Origin of the sequence: Bacillus testis (genome assembly GCF_001243895.1) — a bacterium.
GTDB classification, from domain to species: domain Bacteria; phylum Bacillota; class Bacilli; order Bacillales; family DSM-1321; genus Bacillus_AD; species Bacillus_AD testis.
The window spans coordinates 681807-707192 of sequence record NZ_LN851186.1 but is presented as its reverse complement, the minus strand read 5'-3'; the positions used below and the strand labels follow the sequence as shown (position 1 = coordinate 707192).

23 protein-coding genes, 1 pseudogene and 1 riboswitch are annotated in these 25386 nt (G+C 42.6%); of the genes and pseudogenes, 11 read left to right on the top strand and 13 right to left on the bottom strand.

The features are described 5' to 3' along the window. Positions 1-214 precede the first annotated feature (214 nt). A protein-coding gene (locus tag BN1765_RS19750; RefSeq protein WP_147554145.1) for an IS3 family transposase occupies positions 215-1785 on the top strand; the annotation gives its coding sequence in 2 pieces (ribosomal slippage) (positions 215-857 and positions 857-1785; 1572 coding nt in all). Positions 1786-2010: 225 nt separating this feature from the next. On the opposite strand, the pseudogene BN1765_RS20705 reads toward BN1765_RS19750, so the two are convergent. After that, positions 2011-2133 (bottom strand): annotated as a pseudogene (locus tag BN1765_RS20705) (hypothetical protein); the annotation flags it as partial. A 73-nt stretch (positions 2134-2206) separates the two neighbouring features. Between BN1765_RS20705 and BN1765_RS19945 the strand changes: the two are divergent. Beyond that, positions 2207-3193: an IS3 family transposase gene (locus tag BN1765_RS19945; protein ID WP_147554144.1), complete on the top strand. Its 987-nt coding sequence runs from the start codon at positions 2207-2209 to the stop codon at positions 3191-3193. Positions 3194-3521: 328 nt separating this feature from the next. Here the strand turns inward: BN1765_RS19945 and BN1765_RS03980 are convergent, their stop codons facing one another. Then, positions 3522-3773: a hypothetical protein gene (locus BN1765_RS03980; RefSeq protein WP_050613949.1), complete on the bottom strand. Its 252-nt coding sequence runs from the start codon at positions 3771-3773 to the stop codon at positions 3522-3524. 202 nt (positions 3774-3975) lie between these two features. Here BN1765_RS03980 and BN1765_RS03975 point away from each other — a divergent pair, with 202 nt between their 5' ends. The 5 genes from BN1765_RS03975 (at position 3976) to BN1765_RS03955 (ending at position 9050) form a co-directional block, all read left to right on the top strand. Beyond that, positions 3976-4665: an ABC transporter ATP-binding protein gene (locus BN1765_RS03975; protein WP_050613948.1), complete on the top strand. Its 690-nt coding sequence runs from the start codon at positions 3976-3978 to the stop codon at positions 4663-4665. Positions 4666-4677: 12 nt separating this feature from the next. Next, complete coding sequence (locus BN1765_RS03970; RefSeq protein ID WP_050613947.1) at positions 4678-5490, top strand: hypothetical protein; 813 nt, start codon at positions 4678-4680, stop codon at positions 5488-5490. An 11-nt stretch (positions 5491-5501) separates the two neighbouring features. Further along, on the top strand, positions 5502-6629 hold the full coding sequence (locus tag BN1765_RS03965) for a hypothetical protein (RefSeq protein ID WP_050613946.1): 1128 nt from the start codon (positions 5502-5504) through the stop codon (positions 6627-6629). Positions 6630-6757: 128 nt separating this feature from the next. Continuing rightward, the gene (locus BN1765_RS03960) at positions 6758-7402 is read left to right on the top strand and encodes a LytTR family DNA-binding domain-containing protein (protein ID WP_050613945.1); all 645 of its coding nucleotides are present in this window, start codon (positions 6758-6760) and stop codon (positions 7400-7402) included. A 127-nt stretch (positions 7403-7529) separates the two neighbouring features. Continuing rightward, entirely contained in the window at positions 7530-9050 is a 1521-nt protein-coding gene (locus tag BN1765_RS03955) for an acetyl-CoA hydrolase/transferase family protein (RefSeq protein WP_050613944.1), read from the top strand. 709 nt (positions 9051-9759) lie between these two features. On the opposite strand, the gene BN1765_RS03950 is transcribed toward BN1765_RS03955, so the two are convergent. Further along, positions 9760-10242, bottom strand: coding sequence for a hypothetical protein (locus BN1765_RS03950; RefSeq protein WP_050613943.1), 483 nt, complete (start codon positions 10240-10242; stop codon positions 9760-9762). A 287-nt stretch (positions 10243-10529) separates the two neighbouring features. Here BN1765_RS03950 and BN1765_RS03945 point away from each other — a divergent pair, with 287 nt between their 5' ends. Beyond that, complete coding sequence (locus BN1765_RS03945) at positions 10530-11507, top strand: HD domain-containing protein (protein WP_050613942.1); 978 nt, start codon at positions 10530-10532, stop codon at positions 11505-11507. 39 nt (positions 11508-11546) lie between these two features. Here BN1765_RS03945 and proC read toward each other — a convergent pair whose 3' ends face one another. From proC to BN1765_RS03920, 5 genes are all read right to left on the bottom strand, one after another. Continuing rightward, positions 11547-12350 (bottom strand): pyrroline-5-carboxylate reductase, encoded by an 804-nt coding sequence (gene proC, locus BN1765_RS03940; protein WP_050613941.1) that lies wholly within the window; start codon positions 12348-12350, stop codon positions 11547-11549. Positions 12351-12468: 118 nt separating this feature from the next. Beyond that, positions 12469-13068 carry a response regulator transcription factor gene (locus BN1765_RS03935; RefSeq protein WP_050613940.1) on the bottom strand — a complete coding sequence of 200 codons (600 nt, stop codon included), beginning with the start codon at positions 13066-13068 and terminating at the stop codon, positions 12469-12471. Continuing rightward, the gene (locus tag BN1765_RS03930; protein ID WP_050613939.1) at positions 13065-14201 is read right to left on the bottom strand and encodes a sensor histidine kinase; all 1137 of its coding nucleotides are present in this window, start codon (positions 14199-14201) and stop codon (positions 13065-13067) included. The genes BN1765_RS03935 and BN1765_RS03930 overlap by 4 nt, the downstream gene beginning before the upstream one ends. Before the next feature lie 171 nt (positions 14202-14372). After that, positions 14373-15389 (bottom strand): Delta(5) desaturase DesA, encoded by a 1017-nt coding sequence (locus BN1765_RS03925; RefSeq protein WP_050613938.1) that lies wholly within the window; start codon positions 15387-15389, stop codon positions 14373-14375. An 886-nt stretch (positions 15390-16275) separates the two neighbouring features. Next, the gene (locus tag BN1765_RS03920; RefSeq protein ID WP_050613937.1) at positions 16276-17478 is read right to left on the bottom strand and encodes an MFS transporter; all 1203 of its coding nucleotides are present in this window, start codon (positions 17476-17478) and stop codon (positions 16276-16278) included. Positions 17479-17719: 241 nt separating this feature from the next. Here BN1765_RS03920 and BN1765_RS03915 point away from each other — a divergent pair, with 241 nt between their 5' ends. Both BN1765_RS03915 and BN1765_RS03910 read left to right on the top strand, forming a co-directional pair. Further along, positions 17720-18754, top strand: coding sequence for a zinc-binding dehydrogenase (locus tag BN1765_RS03915; RefSeq protein WP_050613936.1), 1035 nt, complete (start codon positions 17720-17722; stop codon positions 18752-18754). 76 nt (positions 18755-18830) lie between these two features. Then, positions 18831-19283, top strand: a complete 453-nt coding sequence (locus tag BN1765_RS03910; protein ID WP_050613935.1) for an OsmC family protein — start codon at positions 18831-18833, stop codon at positions 19281-19283. Between the two features lie 55 nt (positions 19284-19338). Here BN1765_RS03910 and thiT read toward each other — a convergent pair whose 3' ends face one another. Together thiT and BN1765_RS19940 are read right to left on the bottom strand one after the other, a co-directional pair. Then, complete coding sequence (thiT, locus tag BN1765_RS03905; RefSeq protein ID WP_050613934.1) at positions 19339-19938, bottom strand: energy-coupled thiamine transporter ThiT; 600 nt, start codon at positions 19936-19938, stop codon at positions 19339-19341. Between the two features lie 73 nt (positions 19939-20011). Beyond that, a riboswitch (TPP riboswitch) is annotated at positions 20012-20116 on the bottom strand. A gap of 11 nt (positions 20117-20127) precedes the next feature. Then, the gene (locus BN1765_RS19940) at positions 20128-20292 is read right to left on the bottom strand and encodes a hypothetical protein (RefSeq protein ID WP_154666074.1); all 165 of its coding nucleotides are present in this window, start codon (positions 20290-20292) and stop codon (positions 20128-20130) included. A gap of 194 nt (positions 20293-20486) precedes the next feature. Between BN1765_RS19940 and BN1765_RS03900 the strand changes: the two genes are divergently transcribed. Beyond that, positions 20487-21902: a methyl-accepting chemotaxis protein gene (locus BN1765_RS03900; protein WP_147554241.1), complete on the top strand. Its 1416-nt coding sequence runs from the start codon at positions 20487-20489 to the stop codon at positions 21900-21902. A 119-nt stretch (positions 21903-22021) separates the two neighbouring features. On the opposite strand, the gene rbsK is transcribed toward BN1765_RS03900, so the two are convergent. From rbsK to fucP, 3 genes are read right to left on the bottom strand one after another with little or no spacing between them, the layout of a single operon-like run. Then, a complete protein-coding gene (gene rbsK, locus BN1765_RS03895; RefSeq protein ID WP_050613932.1) occupies positions 22022-22942 on the bottom strand; it encodes a ribokinase in 921 nt (306 codons plus the stop codon). A 15-nt stretch (positions 22943-22957) separates the two neighbouring features. Beyond that, the gene (locus tag BN1765_RS03890) at positions 22958-23971 is read right to left on the bottom strand and encodes an aldose 1-epimerase family protein (RefSeq protein ID WP_050613931.1); all 1014 of its coding nucleotides are present in this window, start codon (positions 23969-23971) and stop codon (positions 22958-22960) included. Positions 23972-24013: 42 nt separating this feature from the next. Continuing rightward, on the bottom strand, positions 24014-25369 hold the full coding sequence (fucP, locus tag BN1765_RS03885; protein ID WP_050613930.1) for an L-fucose:H+ symporter permease: 1356 nt from the start codon (positions 25367-25369) through the stop codon (positions 24014-24016). Positions 25370-25386: the final 17 nt, after the last annotated feature.

Sequence of the window (25386 nt, the reverse complement as noted above, 5' to 3'; positions counted from 1 at the left end):
GAGCTAAACGACCGTTTCCGCTTTTCTTGATCTAGCTGCAGTGACCAGGGACTAGCAAACTTCGCACCTTTCTTCTACGATAAGTCAACATCGGCTCGTAACCTCGCCGTGTTTCCTTTATCTCAAAGAAATGTACTCCAGTTTGTACTGATATGCTCCCCATTAGGTAGACAGATAAAAAAACTAAATCTGTTTAGCTAAGGGGAGTATTTTTATGGCACGAAGTAAGCACCCATATGAATTGAAATTAACGGTTCTTGATCTATTAAGCCAAGGCCATACTTCTTTACGTGAACTGAGTAGGCAATTCCAAGTATCACACAAAACCATTAAACGGTGGAAGATTAGATATGAAACGTTTGGAGAGGAAGCTCTTAGAGAAGCGACTACATGGACCCAGTATCCAAAAGAATTAAAAATGGCAGCCGTACAGACCTATTTAGATGGTGGCTATTCGTTGACCCAGGTGATCGCTAAATATGGAATTACCAGTGAGTCTGTTTTAAGGAGATGGATTAACCAGTATACTAGTCATAGTGAATTAAAAGATTCGGGTAAAGGAATGAGCCAATCTATGACTAAGGGAAGAAAAACAACCTTACAGGAACGACTTGATATCGTTTCTTATTGTCTAAGCCACCAGAAAGACTATCAGTTAACAGCTGAAATCCATCAGGTGTCTTATTACCAAGTGTATAGCTGGACAAAGAAGTTTGAAGAAGAGGGCGAAGAAGGATTAAGAGATAAACGCGGTCGGACAAAGAGCGAAGCTGAATTAACACCTGATGAAAAAATGAGATTACAGATGAGACGATTAGAAAAGGAAAACGAACGCTTGCGGGCAGAAAATCTATTCTTAAAAAAGTTAGAGGAAATCGAAAGGAGGCGTCGTTAGCGAAGGTTCGCCACCAAAGCCACTATCAAGCGATTCAAGAATTACACGAGAAAGACCATCTCCCTATTCTTTTATTATGTGAGATTGCGGGCGTTTCGCGCGCAGCTTATTACAAATGGCTTCAGCGTTCCCCTTCCAAACGAGAGACAGAAAACCGTTCAATCCTGGAAGAAATCCAAGCGATCTATACACAGGTAAATGGCATTTATGGATACCGTCGAGTAGCCTTAAACATCAATCGGAAACGCCAAGCTGAAAACAAACCAAAGGTGAATGTGAAACGCATATACCGCCTTATGAATATAAGGGGGTTAAAGTCGGTCATCCGCCGAAAACGAAAACGGTATGTGTCTTCGCCTGCCCAGCACTTAGCTGAAAATAGGCTGAATCGGGAATTTACAGCTGACAAACCGAATGAAAAATGGGTAACGGACGTGACAGAACTCAAGTATGGCCAGTCACAAAAGGCTTATTTAAGTGCCATTTTGGACCTTTATGACGGCTCCATTGTCAGCTATGTATTAAGCCATTCGAATAATAACCCATTAGTATTTGATACACTTAATCAAGCAATCTCATCGTTAAAAGAAGAAAAGCCTTTGATTCATAGTGATCGTGGCTATCAATACACATCGCATGGGTTCAAGGAAATCATCACTAAAGCCAAATTAACACATAGTATGTCACGGGTAGGGAAATGCATCGACAACGGACCCATGGAATCGTTCTGGGGCACATTAAAATGTGAAAAATATTATCTACATACATATAAGACGTATGAAGCGTTACAAAAAGCGATTGATGAATACATAGATTTTTATAATAATGACCGTTTTCAAAAACGATTAAACGGCTTAAGCCCATTAGAATTTAGGGCTCAAGCCGCTTAAAGCATTTTTGTTATTTCGGCTGTCTACTTGACAGGGAGCAGTTCATACGTCCCTAAACGGTCACTTCCGCTTTTCTCGATCCAGCTGCAGACCTCCAGCTCCTAGCAAACTTCGCGTTTCTCTCTTCAATAAGTCAACATCGGTTCGTTCCTCACCGTGTTTCCTTTATTTCGAAGAGAAACACTCCAGTTTGTACGGAGCTAAACGGAGGTCTTCCGCTTTTCTTTATTCATTCGCCCATTGTTCTACGTTCCAGGTTTTTGTTACCCAGTCTTGGTAGAAGTCTGGTTCGTGGGAGACGAGTAGGACGGTGCCTTTGTAGGCGGCTAGTGCGCGTTTTAGTTCTTCTTNAAGAAGGATTAAGAGATAAACGCGGTCGGACAAAGAGCGAAGCTGAATTAACACCTGATGAAAAAATGAGATTACAGATGAGACGATTAGAAAAGGAAAACGAACGCTTGCGGGCAGAAAATCTATTCTTAAAAAAGTTAGAGGAAATCGAAAGGAGGCGTCGTTAGCGAAGGTTCGCCACCAAAGCCACTATCAAGCGATTCAAGAATTACACGAGAAAGACCATCTCCCTATTCTTTTATTATGTGATATTGCGGGCGTTTCGCGCGCAGCTTATTACAAATGGCTTCAGCGTTCCCCTTCCAAACGAGAGACAGAAAACCGTTCAATCCTGGAAGAAATCCAAGCGATCTATACACAGGTAAATGGCATTTATGGATACCGTCGAGTAGCCTTAAACATCAATCGGAAACGCCAAGCTGAAAACAAACCAAAGGTGAATGTGAAACGCATATACCGCCTTATGAATATAAGGGGGTTAAAGTCGGTCATCCGCCGAAAACGAAAACGGTATGTGTCTTCGCCTGCCCAGCACTTAGCTGAAAATAGGCTGAATCGGGAATTTACAGCTGACAAACCGAATGAAAAATGGGTAACGGACGTGACAGAACTCAAGTATGGCCAGTCACAAAAGGCTTATTTAAGTGCCATTTTGGACCTTTATGACGGCTCCATTGTCAGCTATGTATTAAGCCATTCGAATAATAACCCATTAGTATTTGATACACTTAATCAAGCAATCTCATCGTTAAAAGAAGAAAAGCCTTTGATTCATAGTGATCGTGGCTATCAATACACATCGCATGGGTTCAAGGAAATCATCACTAAAGCCAAATTAACACATAGTATGTCACGGGTAGGGAAATGCATCGACAACGGACCCATGGAATCGTTCTGGGGCACATTAAAATGTGAAAAATATTATCTACATACATATAAGACGTATGAAGCGTTACAAAAAGCGATTGATGAATACATAGATTTTTATAATAATGACCGTTTTCAAAAACGATTAAACGGCTTAAGCCCATTAGAATTTAGGGCTCAAGCCGCTTAAAGCATTTTTGTTATTTCGGCTGTCTACTTGACAGGGAGCAGTTCAGTACAAACTGGAGCCCTTTTCCTGAGATAAAGGAAACACGGTGAGGAACGAACCGATGTTGACTTATCGTAGGGAAAAGAGCGAAGTTTGCTAGTCCCTGGTCACTGCAGCTGGATCAAAGAAAAGCGGAAGACCTCCGTTGAGCTCCGTACAAACTGGAGCACCCTTTCTTAAAAGAATAAACTTAGCCGTCCAACATCTGAACTGGACGGCTTTTTGGATTAATGCCAAGAAAAAGAAGCAAAGCACCACACCTACTCCTTGTCCTGCTTTGGAAAATTCCTCACTGTTTCCATTTAAAATTGCTTTTGATATCCGTTATATGGACCTCTATCGGACTGCCCCGATACCAACCCTTCCTCGGACCGCTTTTCCAGAATTTATTTTCACTATAGCTCTTATAAATCGTATCGAGCTGCCAATCACCATACATGACCACATAATCGCAATAAGGATCTTCGCAATAAACCCAAACCGGACTTGTTTCCGTCATCTTCAATCGGTTTCCACATTTACACATTCTCTTTTTATCCATCGCCGCTCCTTGCTCTACCCTATTCACTCGGTTGTTACAGCCAGTTTATCATGAATATCTCTGCGTCCCCTTTTCCAAAAGTAAAACATAAACATCTTAAGAAAAAATTAAGACTTCTCGACTGCAGATATTAAGATTTACCAATCATACTGAACCATATTAACCAATTGCTTACAAAACACGAATTGGAGGTTCTATAAAGATGATTGAGCTGCGAAATGTCACTAAAAAATATGGAAAGAAAACAATCCTGGATGATGTCAACATTACATTTGAAAAAGGAAAAATCAGCTGTCTGCTTGGTTTAAATGGTGTTGGTAAAAGCACCACCATGAAATCAATCATGAAGCTTATCCCCATTACGAAAGGGCAGATTTTACTGGAGGGACAGCCGGTGAATGAGAGAAACATCGATAAAATTGCTTTTCTCGCTGATGTACCGACCCATGACTTGAATTGGACAGTCGAAGAAAACTTACAAATGGCCAACATTTACTATGATTCATTCAATATGGACAAAGCGCGGGAAATGGTGGCGTTTTTCAACCTTCCGCAAGATCGCCGGTTGAAAGAATTGTCCAAAGGAAATCTAGCCCGCTTCACGATTATTGTCGGACTTAGCCAAAATGCGCCCTATGTCCTGATGGATGAGCCGTTCAGCGGCATCGACATTTTTTCCCGTGAAGAGTTCATCGCATCCTTGAAGAGCAGATTCATGATTGAAGGCCAGACAATCATCATCACTACGCATGAAATCGATGAGATTGAAACGATTGCCGATCATGTCTTTCTTTTAGAAGAAGGAAAAGTGCTGTGCAGTTTCTCCAAAGAAGAAGCTGAAAAAGAAGGATATAGCATCGTTGAAAAGATGCGCAAAATTTACAGAGGGTAAGGAGAATGAATCATGAAATTCTTAACATTTGTCGAAACAGATTTACGTAAAGTCATTCCTTTTTTAATCGGAATATTCATTATTGCCACTGCCGGCTTCCAGGCCCTTTTCTTTAAAGTGGTATCGCGTGTCAATCAAGAGCTTGTCCGCCAAGCCTCTGAAAGCGGAACAACGCTTCGTGATTTTGTGAATGGTATCGAGCCCTACTCTTTGACGGCCATCTTGGATAATGACCCGCTTCCTATTCTATTTTTACTCATAATCGCCCTGATTCTTATCCTGTCCGGTTTTTATCTGTGGTATAAGGAATGGTTCGGTGCTACAAAGCGAATTTATCTCTTACTCAGCATTAAAGGCAGCCGTCTTCGCATTTTCTTTTCAAAACTACTTGTCTTCCTGCTTATCTTTTTCACTTTTTATGGAGTAGTGCTGGTTAATCTATATATTGGCACGTTTATGATGAAAGCCATTCTGCCATCAGGTACTGTGGCGGATCACTTGATTAAATCGTTTCTTGTCTACTCTGAAACTATACCATTCCTATTGCCGGTGAGTGTCAGCACACTCCTATTCAAGACGGCGTTTCTTATGATGATGTTCTGTATGCTGTCCGTCCTTGTCCTATGGGATCGTAGCAAACGGATTGTCGGTTTCATCGGCGGACTGGTTTTCATCGGAGGCAGTATTGCCGCTTTCATTTATATGAATACACGTTACCTGTATACGACCGAAAGCCTGCAGCTTAACTGGGCATTTGTCATTGTCTTCATGGCAGCAAGCTTTTTAGCCAGTTTCTACCTATTAAAAAAGAAAGTATCAATTTAAGGAGGCCCATTATGAAATTCAAACGAATCATTGCTGTTTCCCTCATCAGCGCCCTGTCGCTCGGTATACTAGTTGCGGTCGCTTCCGGCAAACAGCAGCCGACAAACCGTACATTTCATATAAAAACAGTATCCGGCAACCCGGATCAGCTTTCAGATGCCAAGCTCACTACCATCATGAAAACAGATTCCAACCAGTTCGAAAAAGTAACTATTTCTCACGGAAAAACCATGTTCTCCAAAATAGAATTCGATGAAAAATACAGAGTGGGACCCGATGTCTTAAACCATAAGGCTCTCTACAGAAAAAATGCTCACGCCAACTCCTTTGAGTCAGAAAAAGAATGGATTACTGCTTATTTCGACCCACTATTTTCGTACAGGTCACAAGATCCGATCCTTTATTTGGCCAGAGAAGACAAAAAGACCGGTAAAGTGACCAAAAATGAAATGACGCTGCCTGATATAGCATCCAACGATCAAATCATGAATGAAGCACTGCAGGAATTGAACGGACAGCTGTATTATATAGTAACGAGCACTATCAACGAGAAATCCTTTGTGAAGCTGTATTCTATCGATGCCCATTCACTTGCGCTTAAACATGTCATGAGTGAGGAAGCCGCACTTAGTGAGGGCACCTATGTGAACCTATCCAATATCGTTCATGATCAAAATGCATTCTACATGACAGCTTCCAATGATAAAGAAGCAACATTGGCTTTGCTAGATCCGGCCAAAAAGACTCTGGCTTATAAGCCTCTTCCTAAAAACATAGAAGCAGGCCAATTGCAAAACAGTATCTTCCTTAAAGACGGCAGGCTTTATCTACAGTCGGAAGATGGTAAGCTACATGTGGCAGACCTGGCAGCAACCCAAAAAGATGCGCAGGAACTGAAAGTCGCCTTGCCGAGTGAAGTAACTTATTTTTACGCAATAGATCTATTCACAAAAAACAATCAACTATTCGTGCTTTATTCGGCGTCTGGGGATAACCCTACTGCCGAGAGCAGCGCGTATATCGCTGTGTATGACCAAGTAAACGGAAAAAATCTGTTTACAGGTAAAATGCCCGGCATAAAAGATCATGGTCTGCAAGTAGGCTATTCATTTGTACAATCATACAGACAGAAGCTGTGACAGCAGCTTCTTTTTTTATCATGTAACTAATCCGATCAATCTATGGTCAATTCATTAGAATTTTCGCTCAAAAACCCCTACACTTAAAAGGGAAAGCACCATCATGACAATCTGGAGGAAGTAAAACAATGGAATCTTTAGACTTTGAATCTTTTTTAGAAGTATTGAGCGAATTATTCTCCCACGAAGTTTCCTTGGCCATCTCCGATACAGAACACTACCTGTATTTCCGGCCAAGCCGACGAATTGACCTTAAACTGAAAGCGGGCGATCCTGTGAAAGCCGGCACTATTACCCATCAGGCACTCAACAGCGGAAAAAAAGTCTCTGATGTGATAAACCGCGATGTATTGGGCGTTCCATACAAAGGACAAGCGATCCCTTTTTATAAAAATGAGATGCTCCAAGGATGCGTCACAGCCATCTATCCAGCTGCCATTCTTGGGAAATCGGTTATTACGATCAAAAAAAATGATGGCTGGATACCGGTTCCCTTTCCGCAAGTAATCTATATGGAAGCCAAAAATCGGAGAACCTATGTCTTTTCGGAGAGAGGAAATGGCACACATAAAGATTCACTGCAGGAATTTGAATTCTCTTTGCCGATTGATACATTCATCCGTTGCCACCGTTCTTTTATAGTGAATGTCCATCAGATCCAGGAAATTTATCCCGATTCGCATTCAACCTTTATCCTTTCAATGAGCAACGGCGACAAAATTCCAGTCAGCCAATCCTATTCCAGCTACTTCAGAAAACTGTTATCTTTTTAAAAAAATGCTGCTTTATGCTTGAAGCAAACTGTTTGATCGCTTTTTTCTGTATAATAGCCGATTTCAGCCAGCGTTGTAATATAACAGGGTAAAATAACAATATATTTATACTAAAGAGGGATGTCTGATGAAAAACAAAGAAGATCGAATACAATATAAACAATTAATTGATCGCATTGTTACATCTGAAGAAGCGGCCTCATGGATTACAGATGGGATGACATTGGGGTTAAGCGGCTTTACCCGGGCCGGGGATGCAAAAGCAATTCCTCATGCGCTTGTAAAGCGAGCGGAACATGAACCATTTAAAGTGAATATATTTACAGGTGCTTCGCTGGGCGCCGATGTGGATAAGCTGTTCGCACAAGCGGGCATCGTGCAAAAACGAGTGCCGTTCCAAGCAGATCCAGTTATGCGAAAAAGCATCAATAAAGGCGAAATGCAATTCGTCGATATCCACTTATCACAATTAAGCGAAATGATTCGCCAACACACATTGAGCCATTCTATGGATTATGCAATTTTGGAAGCGGTTTCAATCACAAAAGAGGGATTGATTATCCCTACCACTTCCGTCGGCAATAATGCTATTTTTGCTCAATATGCTGATCATATCATTCTGGAAATCAATCTATCTCATTCTGAACAATTAGAAGGTCTCCACGATGTCTATGTACCTGAGAAATATGGAGAACGCTCCCCTATTCCTCTGCAGCATGTATCCGACCGTATCGGCGAAATTGGAATTTCTGTCGATCCAAAGAAAATCAAAGGGATTGTATTCACCGACTGGCCTGATTCAGCTTCCACTGTTATTCCTCCCGATGAGGAAACACAGCAAATGGCTGATCATCTAATCGACTTTCTGAGAAAAGAAGTAAAAGAAGGCCGAATGACCGAGTCACTGGCTCCGCTGCAATCGGGAATAGGCACAGTAGCTAACGCCGTCCTACATGGTTTACTTACATCGGAGTTCAAGGATTTAGAAATATATTCTGAAGTCCTGCAAGACGCCGTGTTCGATTTGATGGATGCCGGCAAGGTCTCTTTCGCATCAGGCTGTTCCATCACACTGTCCGAAGAAAAGATGAAGAAAGTGTATTCTTCCTTTGATACATACAGGGATAAACTAGTGCTCCGCCCGCAAGAGATATCCAATTCGCCAGAGCTGATCAAACGATTGGGACTAATTTCCATCAACACAGCACTTGAAGCGGATATATATGGAAACGTCAACTCGACACATGTATGCGGGGTCAATATGATGAATGGCATCGGCGGATCAGGCGACTTTGCACGCAATGCCAGACTGGGGATTTTTGTTACAAAATCGACTGCCAAAAACGGTGACATTTCTTCAATTGTACCGTTCGCATCCCACATCGACCATACAGAGCACGACGTGGATGTCCTCGTTACAGAACAAGGATATGCTGACTTGCGTGGGCTCGCACCTCGGGAACGCGTTCCGCTCATCATCGAAAACTGCGCCCATCCGATGTACCGGGAACAATTATGGGACTATTACAACGATGCCCTTGCATCCGGCGGACAAACGCCACATAACCTAGCAAAAGCATTCAACATGCACATCCAATACACAAAAACCGGCAGCATGCTCAAAGAAAAGCGGAAGACCTCCGTTTAGCTCCGTACAAACTGGAGCACCTTTCTTTGAGATATAGGAAACACGGTGAGGGACGAACCGATGTTGACTTATCGTAGAAGAAATGGGCGAAGTTTGCTAGGAGCTGGAGGTCTGCAGCTGGATCAAGAAAAGCGGAAGGGCACGTTTAGCGACGTACAAACTGGAGTGTTTCTCTCAAAATAAAGGAAACACGGTGAGGAACGAACCGATGTTGACTTATTGAAGAGAGAAACGCGAAGTTTGCTAGTCGCTGTGCCCTGCAGCTGGATCAGGAAAAGCGGAAGTGACCGTTTAGGAACGTACAAACTGGAGGCCTTTTCTCGAGATAAAGGATACACAGCGAACGTAGAGAGCTGATGTTGACTTATCGTAGAGAAAAGGGCGAAGTTTGCTAGTCCCTGGTCACTGCAGCTAGACAAAGAAAAGCGGAAGACCTCCGTTTAGCTCCGTACAAACTGGAGTGTTTCTCTCAAAATAAAGGATACACGGCGAGGAACGAACCGATGTTGACTTATTGAAGAGAGAAACGCGAAGTTTGCTAGTCGCTGTGCGCTGCAGCTGGATCAAGAAAAGCGGAAGTGACCGTTTAGGGACGTACAAACTGGAGTGTTTCTCTCAAGATATAGGAAACACGGCGAAGAACGAACTAAGCCCCCTCTATTTCGGAACAATGTTTTCGAAATAGAGGGGGCTTATGCTTTTTCTTTCTTCAATAAGGAGAATTAAAATTTTCAACGTACAGGCCAGTACCGTGAACCTTTTTACGAGAGTTAGGACAATCTTCCATTGCTCCAATGTACATGTAATAATCATATCCGAAATGAACAAAAAACTCTTTTTTGTAACTTAATTTACACCAAATAACATTGCGTAATGTTAACTTTGCCAGCTCTCTCATTTCTTGTACAGTAACTGCTTTACCCACCCACATCTTTTGCAAAAAACTAGAAGCATTTTGGCTGATAGCCTCCTCAGACCATATCTCTAATTTGTTTAAATAAAGTCTATTTAAACTCGTCTCAGCCATAAAAGCAGCGATTGCATTTATGTATTTAGATTCTGTTCTGAAATAATCTTCTTCACTTACATTAGTCCCCACCTCAGAAAAACAAGTCCATTCTTTGTCATCAAGATAGCAACCTCTTTCATCTCTGTTTTTAGGGTTATATTTGGTTATCCTCCAAGAAAACAATTGATTACACACCTACTTTTTTATTTATATTGTACGAATCTTAGATATCTAATGGTACAATCTCTCTGACCTGCCTGTTTGTAGCATTACAAAAGGAGCTGGGATTAAAGCCCAGATCGTTTAAGTACAATTCATCGTAATATAAAAGTAGCAATAGTATACAAAATATCTTTTCCATTTAAAATTATTTCATTTTCTAATCACATACCAGAACATTTGCTATAAAGTGTTTATTTTGAATGGAATGATTAAAATGCTTACAGCAATCAAGAAAAGGTGGAAAATCTATGAATATATACGATGAGCTTTACGGGGAATATACAATCGAGCCGGTGCTGCAGCGCTTGATAGAAAGCAAGGCAGTCCAACGCTTAAAGGGCATCCATCAAGGCGGAGCCAGCTATTTGGTGAATCCTGAATGGAATGTCACCCGCTATGAGCATTCCATTGGCGTTATGCTTCTGATCCGGAAGCTCGGGGGATCATTGGAGGAACAAATCGCTGGATTGCTCCATGACGTCTCGCATACCGCTTTTTCCCACGTGGTGGACCTGGCACTGGATCATCCGCTGGAAGACTACCATGAACGCATTTTTTCTTCATTTATTAACCAATGGGGGATTGTTGACCTGTTGAAGGACTTTGGCTACGACGCAGAGGCTATTTTGCTGGATGACAGCCAATGGCCCCTTCTTGAGCAGCCTTTGCCATTGCTTTGCGCAGACCGCATCGACTATACACTGCGGGATATGTACCGATATGGAGTCATTACACGTGAAGAAGCTATAGCTTTTCTGGAGAATGTGATGGTCAACGATGGGCAAATCTGTCTGAAATCCATTGCGGCAGCTGAGTGGTTCGTCGAAACCTATTATAAAGAAGTCATCGATTTCTTTATGGCTCCCCTGAATGTCTACGGATACGAAATCTTAGCAGGGACATTAAGAGCTGCCCTTAGAAAAGGCATTCTAGCCATAACAGATTTTGAAAAAGAGGATGAAGATATTCTCGCCATATTGAAAGAAAGCAGGGATCTTGATATTCAGAACAAACTACAGCTATTGGAAAGAACGGATATCATAGAGGATGACCAAGACTATCAGTTTCACCAAAAGAAAAAAATACGCTTGATTGATCCGCCCGTCCGGTGCGGCCAGCACTTATATCCAGCTTCTCGATTATCAGCGAAGGTCGCTCAAATGAATAAAGAAGCATATGAAAAGTCACAAAAAGGCGTTTATATTCGGACCGGCCCGGCTAACTAAGAGATCCAAAAAAGCGGAACTGTTTCGTTCCGTTTTTTTTCAATCCATATTGATCGATTTTTTGGCACATACGTCCATGGCACTCATCACCGCATGGCGGAAGCCCAATCGTTCCAATTCCACCACAGCGTCAATGGTCGCGCCTCCTGGCGAACATACAGCATCCTTCAGGGAACCCGGATGCTCTTCTGTCTCCATAGCCAGTTTAGCAGAACCAAGCATGCTTTGTTCTGCAACCCGATAGGCCAGTTTACGCGGCATTCCCAATTTGACGGCTGCATCTGCCATCGCTTCAATCATCATGAAGAAATAGGCTGGAGATGAACCTGCTACTGCAATGAAAGCAGGAAACAATTCTTCCCCGATCACTTCAAATTGGCCGAACATGCGGAACAAGGAGCAAACCTCCGACAATTCTGCATCCGTAACCTGATCATTGGGACAGATGGCGCTCATGCCTTCATTGGCCATGACAGGTGTATTGGGCATGCTTTGCATAATTTTCACTTTTTTACTGAACCATTTTTCCATCTGTTCAATGCTGATGCCCGCTGCAATGCTGACAATTACATGATCTTCCGTCACAAAGGGAGCAATCTCGCTGATCACCGTTTCATAGAGATTTGGAGTAACCGCAAGAAAAAGGATGCTCGCAGACTTTACCACTTCTTCATTATCAAGCGTAACAAGGATCTTGAATTTCTCTTCCAGCTCTTTTTTCGATTTCTCGCTTTTTACAGAAACAATCAATTCCGGCCGATCTGCTGGATCACCATTTAACAATGCGCCCACCATGGCTCTTCCCATATTGCCGCATCCTATAAATCCAATTTTGCTATTCATATCTATCTTCCCTCATTTAGCTGCAGTATATTATGCTGTATCTCTTTCCATTATAAATCCTGCCTCTGCCATAACCCCATCTTCTTGCTTAAGTAAAAAAAGGAAAAGGAGACACTTCTTATTTAAACCAACCTTTTTCCTTTGACCGCGTGATTGCTTCTATCCGATTCTTTACTTCGAGTTTATCAAAAATAGCCGATATATAATTACGTACAGTCCCAGTCTTAATGCTTAGTTGATTGGCGATTTCTTTTGTATTTTTACCGCGGGAAACTAATTCCAATACCGCTTTTTCCCGATCGGTGAGCGGATTTTCCTCCCCATAGAAATCATCCATAAGTTCAGGGGCATACATTTTCCTTCCGGCCATGATGCTTCTGATACTGCTTGCCAATTCTTCACTGGGGCTATCCTTCAGCAAATAACCACTGACTCCTGCTTTTAATGCCCGCTGAAAATAGCCTCGACGGGCAAACGTTGTCAATATGATGATCTTGCAAGCCGAACCTTTTAATTCTTCGGCTGCATCAAGCCCGCTTTTGCCGGGCATCTCAATATCCATTATGCACACATCCGGCTTCAGCTGTTCGACTAGCTTTAATGCCTCTTCCCCGTTTGATGCTTTTCCTACCACTTCCATATCGGCTTCCAAATTTAGCAGGGACCCGAATGCGCCCAGAAGCATCTGCTGATCTTCAGCTATGACTATAGATATCATTGTGCATCCTCCTTCTCGGCCATTTTGGCATCTGTCGGAATCGTTATAATCAATGTCGTTCCATTGTCTGTTAATAATTGCAGCGAACCATTTACGAACTCCAGCCTTTCTTTCATGCCAAGCATTCCATGTCCCCGTAGTTTCGATTCCGCTGCTCGTTTATAGATGCCGTTATCTGATACAGTAAGCACCGTGTCCTTCCAATCTTGCTCCAGCTTCACTATGCAGGTGCTTGCTCCACTATGCTTGACGACATTATTAATGGCTTCCTTCAAGCACATGCTGAGGATATTTTCTTTAAGCGGCGATAGTTTCACATGCTTAAAACCACTTATATCCTCACAAGAGATCTCAGCTGCATCCAAAAGCTGCTTAATGCGTACAAGTTCATCCTTCAAACGGATTCCCCTCATCGAGGCTACTATTTTTCTTACTTCATTCAGCGCTGTCCGCGCCGTCTGCTGCACATCCTTGAGTTCATTCGATGCCTGCACTGGATTCGTAGCAATCAAACGTCTGGCCAAGTCGCTTTTTAAGCCAATCAAAGATAATTTTTGCCCAAGCGTGTCATGAAGATCACGGGCAATTCTCTCCCTTTCTTCAATTTTAATCAGTTCAGCGATTCGTTTATTGGCATCTTCAAGCTTCTCTTCCAGCTGTCCTCTCTCCTTACGATTATGAATGTTAAAGGGAAGCAGGATAACGGAGATCGCAACGATAATGACAAAGGGAAGCTGATGAAGAAAGACCTCATCATGCTGAAAAATGCTGATATTAATGGAAGCGGCGGTAGAAAGGAGCAACATGAAATAAAGGATGATAAATGCCACCCGTTCTTTAATATTACCCACATAATATGCTAAAAAGAATGCGAAATACATATAGCTGAATAAACTTGTCGCTGTGACCGAGATCCCGATAAGAAAAAATGCCCAGACATATACGATCCATCCTTTCGCGGCCAAAGCAATCCGAAAAGATACCAAAAAGACAACGGTAAGAATGATGCCGACAATAATGTGGATTGTAGAGGAAGACTGGAAGATAAAATAAAATGGCAATATACAAAGAATTGTCCATATATAAGGGGTAATGCCGTTATTCTTCTGGAAAGCCAAGTGCCTTTTAATCATAGTTTACCCCCACTGTTTTGTTGGATGTCTATCTATTTCCATGGTGCAGTATTTTTTGATGTTTACTCCCTCCATCATACCATGGAAGCCGATTCCATTAACCGTTAAACGTTTCAACATAATAGAAAGCCCTCCTTAAACAGAAAGGCTTCCCGTACATGAACATATTCTTTAAGCAATTGATTTGTTGGATTTCGATGGTTTCTTCATTTCTTTAAAGGTAACGAATTGTTTATTCTCCTCATCCCATAATCGGAATTTAAGAGATTGCAAGGATGTTGCCAATGTAATGGTAGGTACATGCTGAAGAGGAACAGTATGATTATGGACATCCTCCAATTTGTAGTTAGGGACCCTTGGGCTCAAATGGTGCACATGGTGATAGCCGATATTGCCGGTCAGCCATTGAAGCACTTTTGGCAGCTTATAGTAGGAGCTTCCCTCAACAGCCGCTTTTACGTATTCCCAGTCACCTGTTTCCTCGAAATAGGAATCTTCAAATGTATGCTGTACATAAAAAAGCCATATTCCGGCTACTCCTGACACATAAAAAATAGTGCCCTGAACCAGCAAAAAAGACTGCCATCCAAGTGCATAACATAGAAAGGCCACTATCAAAACGATGCATATGTTTATCAGATACGTATTCCATCTTTCCTTCATCTTGGCTCCTTTGCGGTTGAACCGATTTTGGATTAAGAATGCGTAAATCGGCCCTAAACCAAACATAATCAATGGATTACGATATAGGCGGTATTGCAGTTTCGTCCAAATATTCGCCTCTTGATATTCCTTGATTGTCATCATCCAGATATCACCGATCCCCCGCTTATCAAGGTTGCCGCTGCCTGCATGATGCACATTATGGCTATGTTGCCATTTCTTAAATGGGAACAAAGTCATAATCCCCGTGATTGTTCCGAGTATACGGTTTGCTTTACGGTTTTTAAAGAACGAATTGTGGCAGCAATCATGAAAGATAATAAATATCCTTGTCAAAAAACCTGCCGCAAGGACCGCAAAAATAAAGGTTAAAGCGTATGATACCTGCAGGCTCATATACGCGAATGCCCATAGGCACAGAAATGGCAGGAATGTATTGAATAGTTGCTTTATGCTTTTCGACGTTTCTGAATATTCATAAGGAAGCACCTGCTTGCGCAGTAAAGTCTGTTTTTGTTTGTTCATTTAGGATGTCCGATCCTTTCCTCTTGGAATACCAAAAGTATAAGGAATAACAGCGCCATTGTGTAGACACAGATGTCATAGAGCATCCATGACAGTTGTCATGTATATTCGATCTTCTTCTCTCAAACTGACAGATACAATGTGGAACCTTCATTTACTTTCCGCTTTTTTATTCTTCGTTTCTCCGATGCCAAAAACCTTCTCTTTCCTCCAAAGACTCATTCCTTTGCCCCTTTTACTTAACCGAATAACCGCAACGCCTTTTTACAACATATCAAAATTGTTTTTTAATCGATTTTTTATAGTATCGTCCATTTATTTTCATATTTTCCCCCTATAATACAAGATAAGAAAAAAAGATGATTATGAAAGGAAGAGATTTTAATGCACAATACGCTTTTATATGCTCTCGTTCTGATTATTTTATCAGGATCGATTATGCTCCTATCTTTTCCAGCCGGTCTGCTATTGTTTGGCCTATCCACTTTGAGTATTACTTCAAAAAAAATAATAGACCGAAAGTATGGCCATTTGTTGAATACAAAAAAATGCATCCATTAATAAAGGCGCCTTTTTTCAGCCCACAAGATTGGTTGCTGTATCTGTATAGAATCCTGTCCAATCCGAAAATGAACAAATCATCATCCCAAGTCGAAGACCCTAAGCATATAGACTTTCAATCACCAGGCAGTTCTTGGTTTTCCATCAGACTTACGATTAACAACTTTATATTTTCATTTCTATATTTGTGGATAGCTATTACGCAAAATTAGACGGAATCTTCTTGGCTTTTCTAAGGCAGAGGCCAAACTAAAGAAGCGCATCACTTTAAATTGAGTGATGCGCTTCTCCAAAATTCCTGGATTCGAAGGCAAAGCCATATATTTTATTCTTCTGCCGTTTGCATCTTCTGCGCACCTTTATTCAATAAAGTACACAGGACTCCTACAAGCAATAACACCGCAGCCATCGCCACTTCTCCGCTCCAGCCGCTATGGTGGAAAAAGACGCCGCCAAGCGCACCTACTATACTGGACCCTGCATAGTAAAACAGCAGATAAAGAGAAGAAGCCTGCGCTTTTTCACTTTTCTCGGCCAGCATTCCTACCCACCCTGAAGCAATGGAATGGGAACCAAAGAAACCGAATGTAAAAATGACCAAACCGATGATTTTTAAGGCAAGTGGAGAGGCCAGAGTCAATAATATGCCAGAAAGCATCAATAGCACACCAGCCAACATAACAGACTTGCGCTGATGCCGGTCGGCCATTTTGCCCATCCATGCCGAACTGAACGTACCGACCAAATAAACGACAAAGATAAACGAAACAAGTACCTGCGACAAATTGTACGGCGCTCTCATTAACGGGATTCCGATATAATTATAGACAGAAACGAACGACCCCATAAGAAGAAAGCCCATACAGTATAACAATAATAATTGTGGCTTCACGCTATTATTCTTTAATGATTGCATTGTTCTTCTGAAAGATAGATTGCTTTCTTTCGGCCGCGTTGAAAGCGGAAGCATCTTCCAAAACAGCAATGAAATCACCAGCGACAATACCCCCAAGATAGCAATAGCTGATGTCCAGGGGATGAAATCGGAAAGCGTCCCGATGATCAAACGTCCCGACAAACCGCCGATGCTGCTGCCGCTTATATAGATCCCCATCACATAACCGAGGCTCATCGGCTTAAACTCTTCCGTTATATATGCCATTGCAATAGAAGGAAAACCGGCCAACGCCGCTCCTTGCAGCGCACGCAGCGCCAGCAATTCCGGCATCGAATGGACAAACATCACCGCTACCGACAATAAAGCCGACAAAGTCAGTGAAATTCCCATCACTTTTTTCCGGTTAAACCCTTGTGTTAATAACGAAACAATCACCAGTGCAATCGCCATAGTCCCTGTTGAAAAAGAGAGTGAGAGGCTTGCCCCAGCCGGTGTTGTATCAAAATCTTTAGCGATTAAAGGAATGACTGCCTGCGTACTGTACAGGTCGGCAAACGTCACAAAGCTGCCGAGGAACAGCGCCAATAGTGTCTTTCTAAAAGCTGGATCACCCTGTTCGATATGTCCCAACTGAATTTCCCCTTTGTTTTATTCTCTCTCTATCGTAAACCTGCAAGCGTTTTATTTCAAAACGAACAGCTCTCTACCTCTCATTATGCAGCCTGAAAATCTCCTCTACATATTTAATCCCCTACCTGAGTTCTAATCGTTTCGAACGCCTCGTACACTTGAAAAAGAGAGAATCTATCCTGTTGTGAGATTCAGATTCAAACTCTCTTTCTATAAAATCTATCATAAAGGAGAGGCATGAATGAAAGCACTTGTTCTGGAGGGCATCAAAAATTGTACCGTAAAAGAAGTACAAGACCCCAAGCTGGAAGATCACGGAGTTCTCATACGCGTGATGGCCAATGGTATATGCCGCAGCGATTGGCATATGTGGATTGGAGACATACCTGCATACCAACCCATAATTGGGCATGAATTCAGCGGAGTTATTGAAGAAGTAGGCAAGAACGTCAATAATTTCAAAAAAGGGGACAGAGTCATTGTCCCCTTCACAGGAAGCGATGGGAATTGCTCTCATTGCTTAAAAGGCAATACCCATTTATGTGATGGATATATCATGCCAGGAGGCTCATATACAGGCGGTTATGCAGAATATGTGGCTGTTCCGCTTGCTGACCGGAATGTCATTGCCATTCCTGAGCAAATCTCGTTTCGTGACGCTGCTGCCCTGGGATGTAGGTTCATGACTGCCTTTCACGGCATTGTGGACCAGGCAAGGGTATTGCCTGGCGAATTAGTGGCTGTATATGGATGCGGTGGAATCGGACTTTCGGCCATCAATATATCCCGCGCAATGGGTGCAAATGTGATTGCAATTGATATCAATGATGCCAACTTACAGCTAGCTAAACAAATGGGCGCCACTCATGTAATCAATAGCCGGGAATATTCACCAGCCGAAGCCGTTAAAGAGCTGACAAACGGTGGAGCTGATCTATCGGTTGACGCGCTGGGCATTGCACAAACCTGCCTGAACTCTATCAATAGTATCAGAAAAGGAGGAAGGCATCTTCAGATAGGATTGACTACAAAAGAAGAGGCAGGATTCATTTCTCTACCTGTCGATCATATGGTTCTCAATGAAATCCAATTCATCACTACAATCGGTATGCCTGTCCACCGCTACAAATCGATGATCCCTCTTGTCGCTGACGGCCGTTTGACTCCAGGAAAAATGGTGAACCGTGAAGTTTCCTTATCTGAAGTGAATGATATCTTCGAAGGGATGACCACCTTCTCACAGCCTGGTACGTTTGTCGTAACAAAATTTTCTTGATAGTCCGCTCTTCTCAATCCTTTGCAACTCGTTCTTCTTCTGATTTACACTTGAATAGGTAGAGGAGGAGAAAAAAATGGCAGAGCATATTTTTCATTTAAGCGCTAATTGGCCAGGCCTGCGCAATGGTGTTGGGGAAATTAAAGCGGGAAACCTAGAGACACGTGTATCTATTCCTCCTGAAATGGACGGACCCGGTATCGGCACCAATCCGGATGAAATGCTGCTGGGTGCGGCAGCGACCTGCTATATCATTACACTCGCAGCTATGATGGAACGAAGCCAATTGGATAAAGTTGGCTTAACGATGGAATCAGAAGGGATTGTAGATGTGACCGATGGCGTCATAACATATAAGAAAATCATCCACAGACCCCGCATAATCCTTAGAGCAGATGCCTCTGAACGTGATGAACAACTCGCCCTTAAATTGGCGGCTAAAGCGGAAGCATCCTGCATGATTTCTCGGGCCATCCAAGGCAATGTGGATATCGAATTAGATCCGACGATCGCCAAAGCAGACAGCTGATTTTAAAAAAGGAACCGAAGGGCAGGCATACCTGCCCCCTTATACGCTTTCCTTTCTATTTAGAAATCGGCAACTCCGATCGTTTGCTAACCGGCTTCCGGATAAACAACCGGGAAGACGCACCGGCCAATACACTTAGAATCACAGCACAGAGAAGAGCGCTTCCCAGCATTGTTCCTCCGTTAACAATCAGCGAATAAATAACTGGCGACATACTTTTAGGCGCATATTGGCCCCAGAAGATCATCCCAGCAAGAAAATGCCAGAAATAGCGGGCTAGGCTGCCGGCCAAAACAGCAAGGGCGATGAAAAACCATGCTTTAGGCCGATGACCTCTCTCTAAAGCTGAGGAAACGGAAGGACGGAATACTCCTGCAAAACCGATGCAAGCAAATGCCAAGAAATACTCAATAATAAACTGGATGGGCGATAAAATAGAGACATCGCCGACTGCCACCTGAAGCAATCCCCACAAGAATCCGGACAGCACTCCCGCCTTGACTCCCCAGCGCAATGAAATGATCAAAACAGGAACCATCGCAAACGAAATGGACACAAAATTAGTGACTTTAATAGATGGCAATAAATCAAGGACCAACGCAAACGCAGCCATAAATGCCGCTTCGATCATGACAACCAAATTCATTTTCTTCATATAAAAAAGCCTTCCTTTCACGAACGATCCCCAAGGGAAAACCCAGTGAACAGAAAGACAGAATGTATACACTAAAATCCATCATCCACATCCCTACGCTAGTGCTAACTAACAGGTTCGAAGGGTCAGAATGGCAAGCGCCATCCACTCTCAGCATACAGCTCCCCTTGTGGTTCGTCGCGTATTTAATTATCTTCTATTGTAAACGAGCAATCGATTAAAAGAAAGAATTTTCACTTTTTTGTTTTTTGTGGTAACAGCAAGTTCCCTGCCATCTTTCATGATTCTACCCGGATTCTTCCTCCATTTCTCTTCGGAAAGGTCATAAATACTCTCGGTTGATTTGCATTTCATTATTTTTCCTCTAAAACCAATAATATATATTATTACTATATAATTGTCGATTTTTCTGTATATGTATATTAAAATAGGAATATATTCACAGGACTTATTTAGGGGGAAATACTGTGTCAACTAATCGCAAAACAAAGAATGAGCAACAAGTAAACAAGATTGTCTATCGCGTCTTTATAGTGGCAGGAGTGTTCATGATCCTGAATAATATGATCCAAATTATGCTATATGGCATGCCCAAGCTCACCATACTGGCCGGATTGTATAATATCCAGTTTGTGCTGTTTATCGTTCCTGTCCTTTATTACAAGTTGTCCAAGGACCAAAAACGTTTCAAAACGATTTCTATTGTCTCCATGTTGCTCTTTGCCTTTCTTCTTCACACCAATTCATGGGTCAATGTACCGTTTGTCTGGCTTATTCCGCTTGGCCTTGCCGGCATGTACGCCGATTTTAATTTGATGAAAAAAGCTTTTGTAGCCGCTTTGCCTCTGCTGATTCTTTCTCAATTTACCCATTTATGGCTGGCCAAAAAAATGGTAATTGAAAGCAGTATGTATCGTTCCATCTTGACTTCTTTCTACTACGGCTTTCAATTCATTTTCATAAGTATCCTCTTGCTGGATAGCTCAAAGCGCTCAAGCAAGATGTTGGAAGAGAGCGAGCAGCTGACAGACCAGATACAGGGCGTCCTTGCAACGGTAGGTGAAGCCTCTTCGCATTTGAACGAGAATGTGAACGATTTCCATAAGAACCTAAGTGACTCGACTTCATCCCTTCAGCAGGTAGATGCTTCCATTCAGCAAATACATAATGACAGCAGGCGCTTTTATCACATCATCCAGGGAACCGAACAATCGGTAAGCGGTATTCTGGAGAAATTGGATGATACATCAACAAATGCAGCTAGCGTTAAAAACTATACCGACGATGTGGTCTCATTGGCCCAGGAAAACAAAAAAATACTTTCCCAGTCCGTAAGCAATATTGGTGAAGTGAAGCATGCGTCCACACAGTCGCAGGCCGTCGTGCAAACATTGAATGAAAAGATCAACGATATCTCAACCGTTCTCCTTTCTATTATCGATATCGCCAATCAAACGAATCTGCTTGCACTGAACGCAGCCATAGAAGCGGCCCGCGCCGGCGAACAAGGAAAAGGCTTTGCCGTAGTGGCGGATGAAGTCCGCAAATTGGCCGAACAATCATCCAAATCATCCGGCTATATACAAGAACTACTGAAGGAAATTGGCCATGCCAAAGACCAGGTCATCGCTTCGCTTGAAAAGACAGACCGAATTGTCGATGCCAATATTGAAACAATCGAAACATCCATGAACAGCTTTGATGGTTTGATCGATATGCAGCAGAAAATGAACCAGCGCCTTCAACAAATGGTAATGACCATCGATACATTATCCAATGAAGGAACAACCATTACCGCCTCTATGAATGAATTGGAACAGCGCTACCTCACGAATGACCAAAACATTTCCGAAATTGCCGCGGCCATTGAGCATGTCGCGAATTCCTTTCAGGAAATTGCCGCCCGCGTCGATGACGTCAGCGACAAATCGCAGCATCTCTATGAATTGCAGCAAAGCTCATAAACCAAAAAAACGAGCAGGTTATTCTGCTCGCTTTTTTGGTTATACGGGGAAAAGAAATGAAAATCAAAAACGGTCTTAAAAAGCAATTTTCCGCCTTCTAAGGCCATTTTTGATTTTCTTTATTTTTGTTGCTCTATAAATTTCTCCAATTCAGTTGCATCCGGATATGAAGATTGGGTACCTCGCTTCATTACGCTTAATGCCGAGAAAGCGGTCGCCATTTTCAATGCGTTCAAAATATCGCCGTCCTTCACGTAGTAATGGGCAAAACAACCGATGAAAGAATCACCTGCACCTGTAGTATCAATGGCATTCACATGGTACGCCTCCACACGTTGCATGCTATTTGCGGTCACCCACATGACGCCGCGGCTTCCCAGCGTCACAATAACATTCTTAACCCCTTTTTCGATCAATTTCAATGCTGCTGTATGTACTTGTTCTTCTGTCTCGACCGGCATATCGGTCAGGATTTCCAACTCTGATTCATTCGGGATAAAAAAGTCGCATTTGCAGACATATTCAAAATCTAGCTCTCGTGATGCCGGAGCTGGATTTAATACGACCGGAATGCCATGCTCCTTGCCGAAGTCAATCGCCCGATAGATGGCAGGCAACGGAACCTCCAATTGCAGGATGATCAAAGAACACTGTTTCAATTTATCCGCTGCCCGGTCAATATCGCCCGGCAGTAATTGTTCATTCGCACCTTTAATGATCAGGATGCGGTTCTTCGACTCCGCATCTACAAAGATCGGTGCCACACCACTGGAAGTGCCGGCCACTTTCTCAGTGAATTCTGTGTCAATTCCATATAGTTCTAAATTTTGGATGGTGTTGTCGGCAAATAAATCATCCCCTACTTTTGTCACCATCATTACTTTAGAGCCCATTTTTGCGGCAGCTACCGCCTGGTTGGCACCCTTACCGCCACAACCGATCTCGAAGCTTGGCGCTTCCAATGTTTCGCCCTCTTTCGGCATTTTGTCGATATACGAAATTAAATCGACCATATTTGACCCAATGACTGCAATATCCATTTAAACAGATCCCCCTTATTTTAGCCCCGTCATTACTTTAAAGACTCTGCTTTCCCCTGCTGCAAGCTTCACTAGACTGCCAGCCTTTTCTGCCGCCAAAAAACCTTCCGGCCTGCTTGTGCCCGGCAATACAAATGAAGCAACCTGTTGATCCTCATTAAATAATAACCATCTTGTTGCATACGGGAATTCCTCTGTTGAAAAAGTGGTAAAAAAAGCAGTGCCCTCCAGACCTTCCATTTCAAATGTAACGTTTTTACCGTAATGTTCCAAATGATCTGCAAAGAAAACAATCTCCGGATCGTACATATCCGGTTGATCCAAGGTTGTTAATGTTCCTTCACTCTTCAGCAGCTCTTCATTGAACGCCAGCCATTTCTTTGTCGGCTTAACATGATCCGGCACTGATTTTCGCAATTGAAAAGCTTTATCAGGAATCGATTGTGTCATCCGGGCATTCGCCAAATAAGCATAATTCGTATGGCACATGTATTGCAGCGGCATCTCAGCACCGGCCAAATTCTTCACATCCATGCCTATTTCGATGTGCGTGTCGCCACTTGCCAGAGATACGGTCGGCTTAGCAAGATAATGGTGGCCGAATCCTTTAACATATTCATATTCTCCGCCGATTGTCAGCCGGTTGTCTTCAATCGCAAGCCAAGCACGATCCATGGTTGCACAGGCCATTTCTCCGTGCAGCACATGGTCGTCTTCAGGGCTTGGACAGCCATTTGCAAGCAATCCAGAATGGAAAGCAAAGCAACCATATGTATCAACAATTTCAGTAGCCTTCTTAGGTTGGGAGAACATATTTTTCATTTTTAGGTCAATCCCATCAAATTCTAAATCCCAGATAATTTGCCCCTGAAACGGAAGTACCGTCATTTTGCCGCGCGAATTGGCAACCTCAATGGCTTCTACTCCAGAAGGGTAGCGAAATAAAGTTACCTTGTATTCATCGTTAGTGAAAAATAAAGTTTGATTGTCCTTAAAATAATCCCTATGCAGCTCAATGATTCCTGTCATCCTACTCACCCTTTCAATGATTCTGCCATTCGAGCAATCTAATTAATTGGAAGCCGCGGCTTTATTGGCAACTGATTCATGGTCCACCATTTCAAGCGCCGCTTTTCGTTTCATTTCTCCGTAAAAATAAAAACCGATATAAACGAAGCATGCCATTGATACAAGGAAAGCGATCTGCATGGAGCCCACTAAATCAGAAACCAATCCTTGAACGGCCGGAACAACCGCACCGCCTACAATAGACATAACCAAAATGGCCCCTGCAAGTTCTGTATGCTGTTGGTCCACGACTTCCAGTGTCTCCGCATAAATCGTTGCCCAGCATGGACCGAACAGTATGCTAACCCCGATTGCCGCATATACAGCCGACATATTCGGTACAAAAGCCACATATGCCAACAAAAGCGAGCCAAGGACAGAATAAATGACCAATATCTTTGATGATGAAAAACGTGTGATCAAGAAATTAGCGATGAACTTCCCGAAGAAGAAAGCAGCAAAACTGAATATCATGAAGTTTGAAGCTGTGCGTTCATTGATGTCCGGGCTCAAATGCAGCGCCAAACGGATGGTAAATGCCCATACGGTTGTTTGGATGCCGGCATATAAAAATTCAGCCAGGATTCCTTTCCGGAACCGCTTATTGCCTGCCAAGTATTTTAGAGTATGGAGGGCTCCCGGTTTCTTTTCGGAAGAAGCACTTGTTTCCTCTGGTTTACAGGTCGGAAATTTAGTCACAATAAAGAGAATCAACATCCCGATAAGAAAAAAAATCATATATTTATATGGTTCCAATGTATGCTGTAGCATTTGGAGACCGAATGCTTGAGCGTCTTCTGGAGACATGTTGGCCATCTGTTTATTCAGGCTTTCTCCTTCCTGGAACACTAGGTATTTACCTAATAGAATCCCTCCAATAGAACCTACCGGATAAAATGTTTGACTGATGTTGAGCCGTAATGTCGCAAACTGGCGTGGCCCGATCATCGAACTATAGGTATTGGCTGCCGTCTCCAAAAATCCAAGACCGATGGCAATTGCAAATAAAGCAAATAAAAACATCGTATAGGTGGCCATATGTGAAGCCGGATAGAATAATGAACAGCCCACTATGTAGAACAATAAACCGGTGATAATAGCCAGTTTATAATTTGTCTTTTTTATAATCATCGAAGCTGGTATCGCTACGATAAAGTATCCTCCATAAAACGCACTCTGTACTAAAGCGCTTGCAAAATCGCTTAATTCAAAAACACTCTTGAATTGCGTGATCAACACATCATTCAAGCTGGCCGCCACTGCCCACATAGAAAACAGGCAGGACAATAAAATAAATTGAAAAATTGGTGTTCTGCTTAAATAACCATCTGATAACTGCATAATCTTTGTTTTTCCCATGTGCCAAATCCCCTCTC

Excerpts from the sequence above, each read along its gene's own strand:
- BN1765_RS03980 (WP_050613949.1), bottom strand. The coding sequence starts at position 3,773 with ATGGATAAAAAGAGAATGTGTAAATGTGGAAACCGATTGAAGATGACG.
- BN1765_RS03975 (WP_050613948.1), top strand. The coding sequence starts at position 3,976 with ATGATTGAGCTGCGAAATGTCACTAAAAAATATGGAAAGAAAACAATC.
- BN1765_RS03970 (WP_050613947.1), top strand. The coding sequence starts at position 4,678 with ATGAAATTCTTAACATTTGTCGAAACAGATTTACGTAAAGTCATTCCT.
- BN1765_RS03965 (WP_050613946.1), top strand. The coding sequence starts at position 5,502 with ATGAAATTCAAACGAATCATTGCTGTTTCCCTCATCAGCGCCCTGTCG.
- BN1765_RS03960 (WP_050613945.1), top strand. The coding sequence starts at position 6,758 with ATGGAATCTTTAGACTTTGAATCTTTTTTAGAAGTATTGAGCGAATTA.
- BN1765_RS03955 (WP_050613944.1), top strand. The coding sequence starts at position 7,530 with ATGAAAAACAAAGAAGATCGAATACAATATAAACAATTAATTGATCGC.
- BN1765_RS03945 (WP_050613942.1), top strand. The coding sequence starts at position 10,530 with ATGAATATATACGATGAGCTTTACGGGGAATATACAATCGAGCCGGTG.
- proC (WP_050613941.1), bottom strand. The coding sequence starts at position 12,350 with ATGAATAGCAAAATTGGATTTATAGGATGCGGCAATATGGGAAGAGCC.
- BN1765_RS03935 (WP_050613940.1), bottom strand. The coding sequence starts at position 13,068 with ATGATATCTATAGTCATAGCTGAAGATCAGCAGATGCTTCTGGGCGCA.
- BN1765_RS03930 (WP_050613939.1), bottom strand. The coding sequence starts at position 14,201 with ATGATTAAAAGGCACTTGGCTTTCCAGAAGAATAACGGCATTACCCCT.
- BN1765_RS03925 (WP_050613938.1), bottom strand. The coding sequence starts at position 15,389 with ATGAACAAACAAAAACAGACTTTACTGCGCAAGCAGGTGCTTCCTTAT.
- BN1765_RS03915 (WP_050613936.1), top strand. The coding sequence starts at position 17,720 with ATGAAAGCACTTGTTCTGGAGGGCATCAAAAATTGTACCGTAAAAGAA.
- BN1765_RS03910 (WP_050613935.1), top strand. The coding sequence starts at position 18,831 with ATGGCAGAGCATATTTTTCATTTAAGCGCTAATTGGCCAGGCCTGCGC.
- thiT (WP_050613934.1), bottom strand. The coding sequence starts at position 19,938 with ATGAAGAAAATGAATTTGGTTGTCATGATCGAAGCGGCATTTATGGCT.
- BN1765_RS19940 (WP_154666074.1), bottom strand. The coding sequence starts at position 20,292 with ATGAAATGCAAATCAACCGAGAGTATTTATGACCTTTCCGAAGAGAAA.
- BN1765_RS03900 (WP_147554241.1), top strand. The coding sequence starts at position 20,487 with ATGATCCTGAATAATATGATCCAAATTATGCTATATGGCATGCCCAAG.
- rbsK (WP_050613932.1), bottom strand. The coding sequence starts at position 22,942 with ATGGATATTGCAGTCATTGGGTCAAATATGGTCGATTTAATTTCGTAT.
- BN1765_RS03890 (WP_050613931.1), bottom strand. The coding sequence starts at position 23,971 with ATGACAGGAATCATTGAGCTGCATAGGGATTATTTTAAGGACAATCAA.
- fucP (WP_050613930.1), bottom strand. The coding sequence starts at position 25,369 with ATGGGAAAAACAAAGATTATGCAGTTATCAGATGGTTATTTAAGCAGA.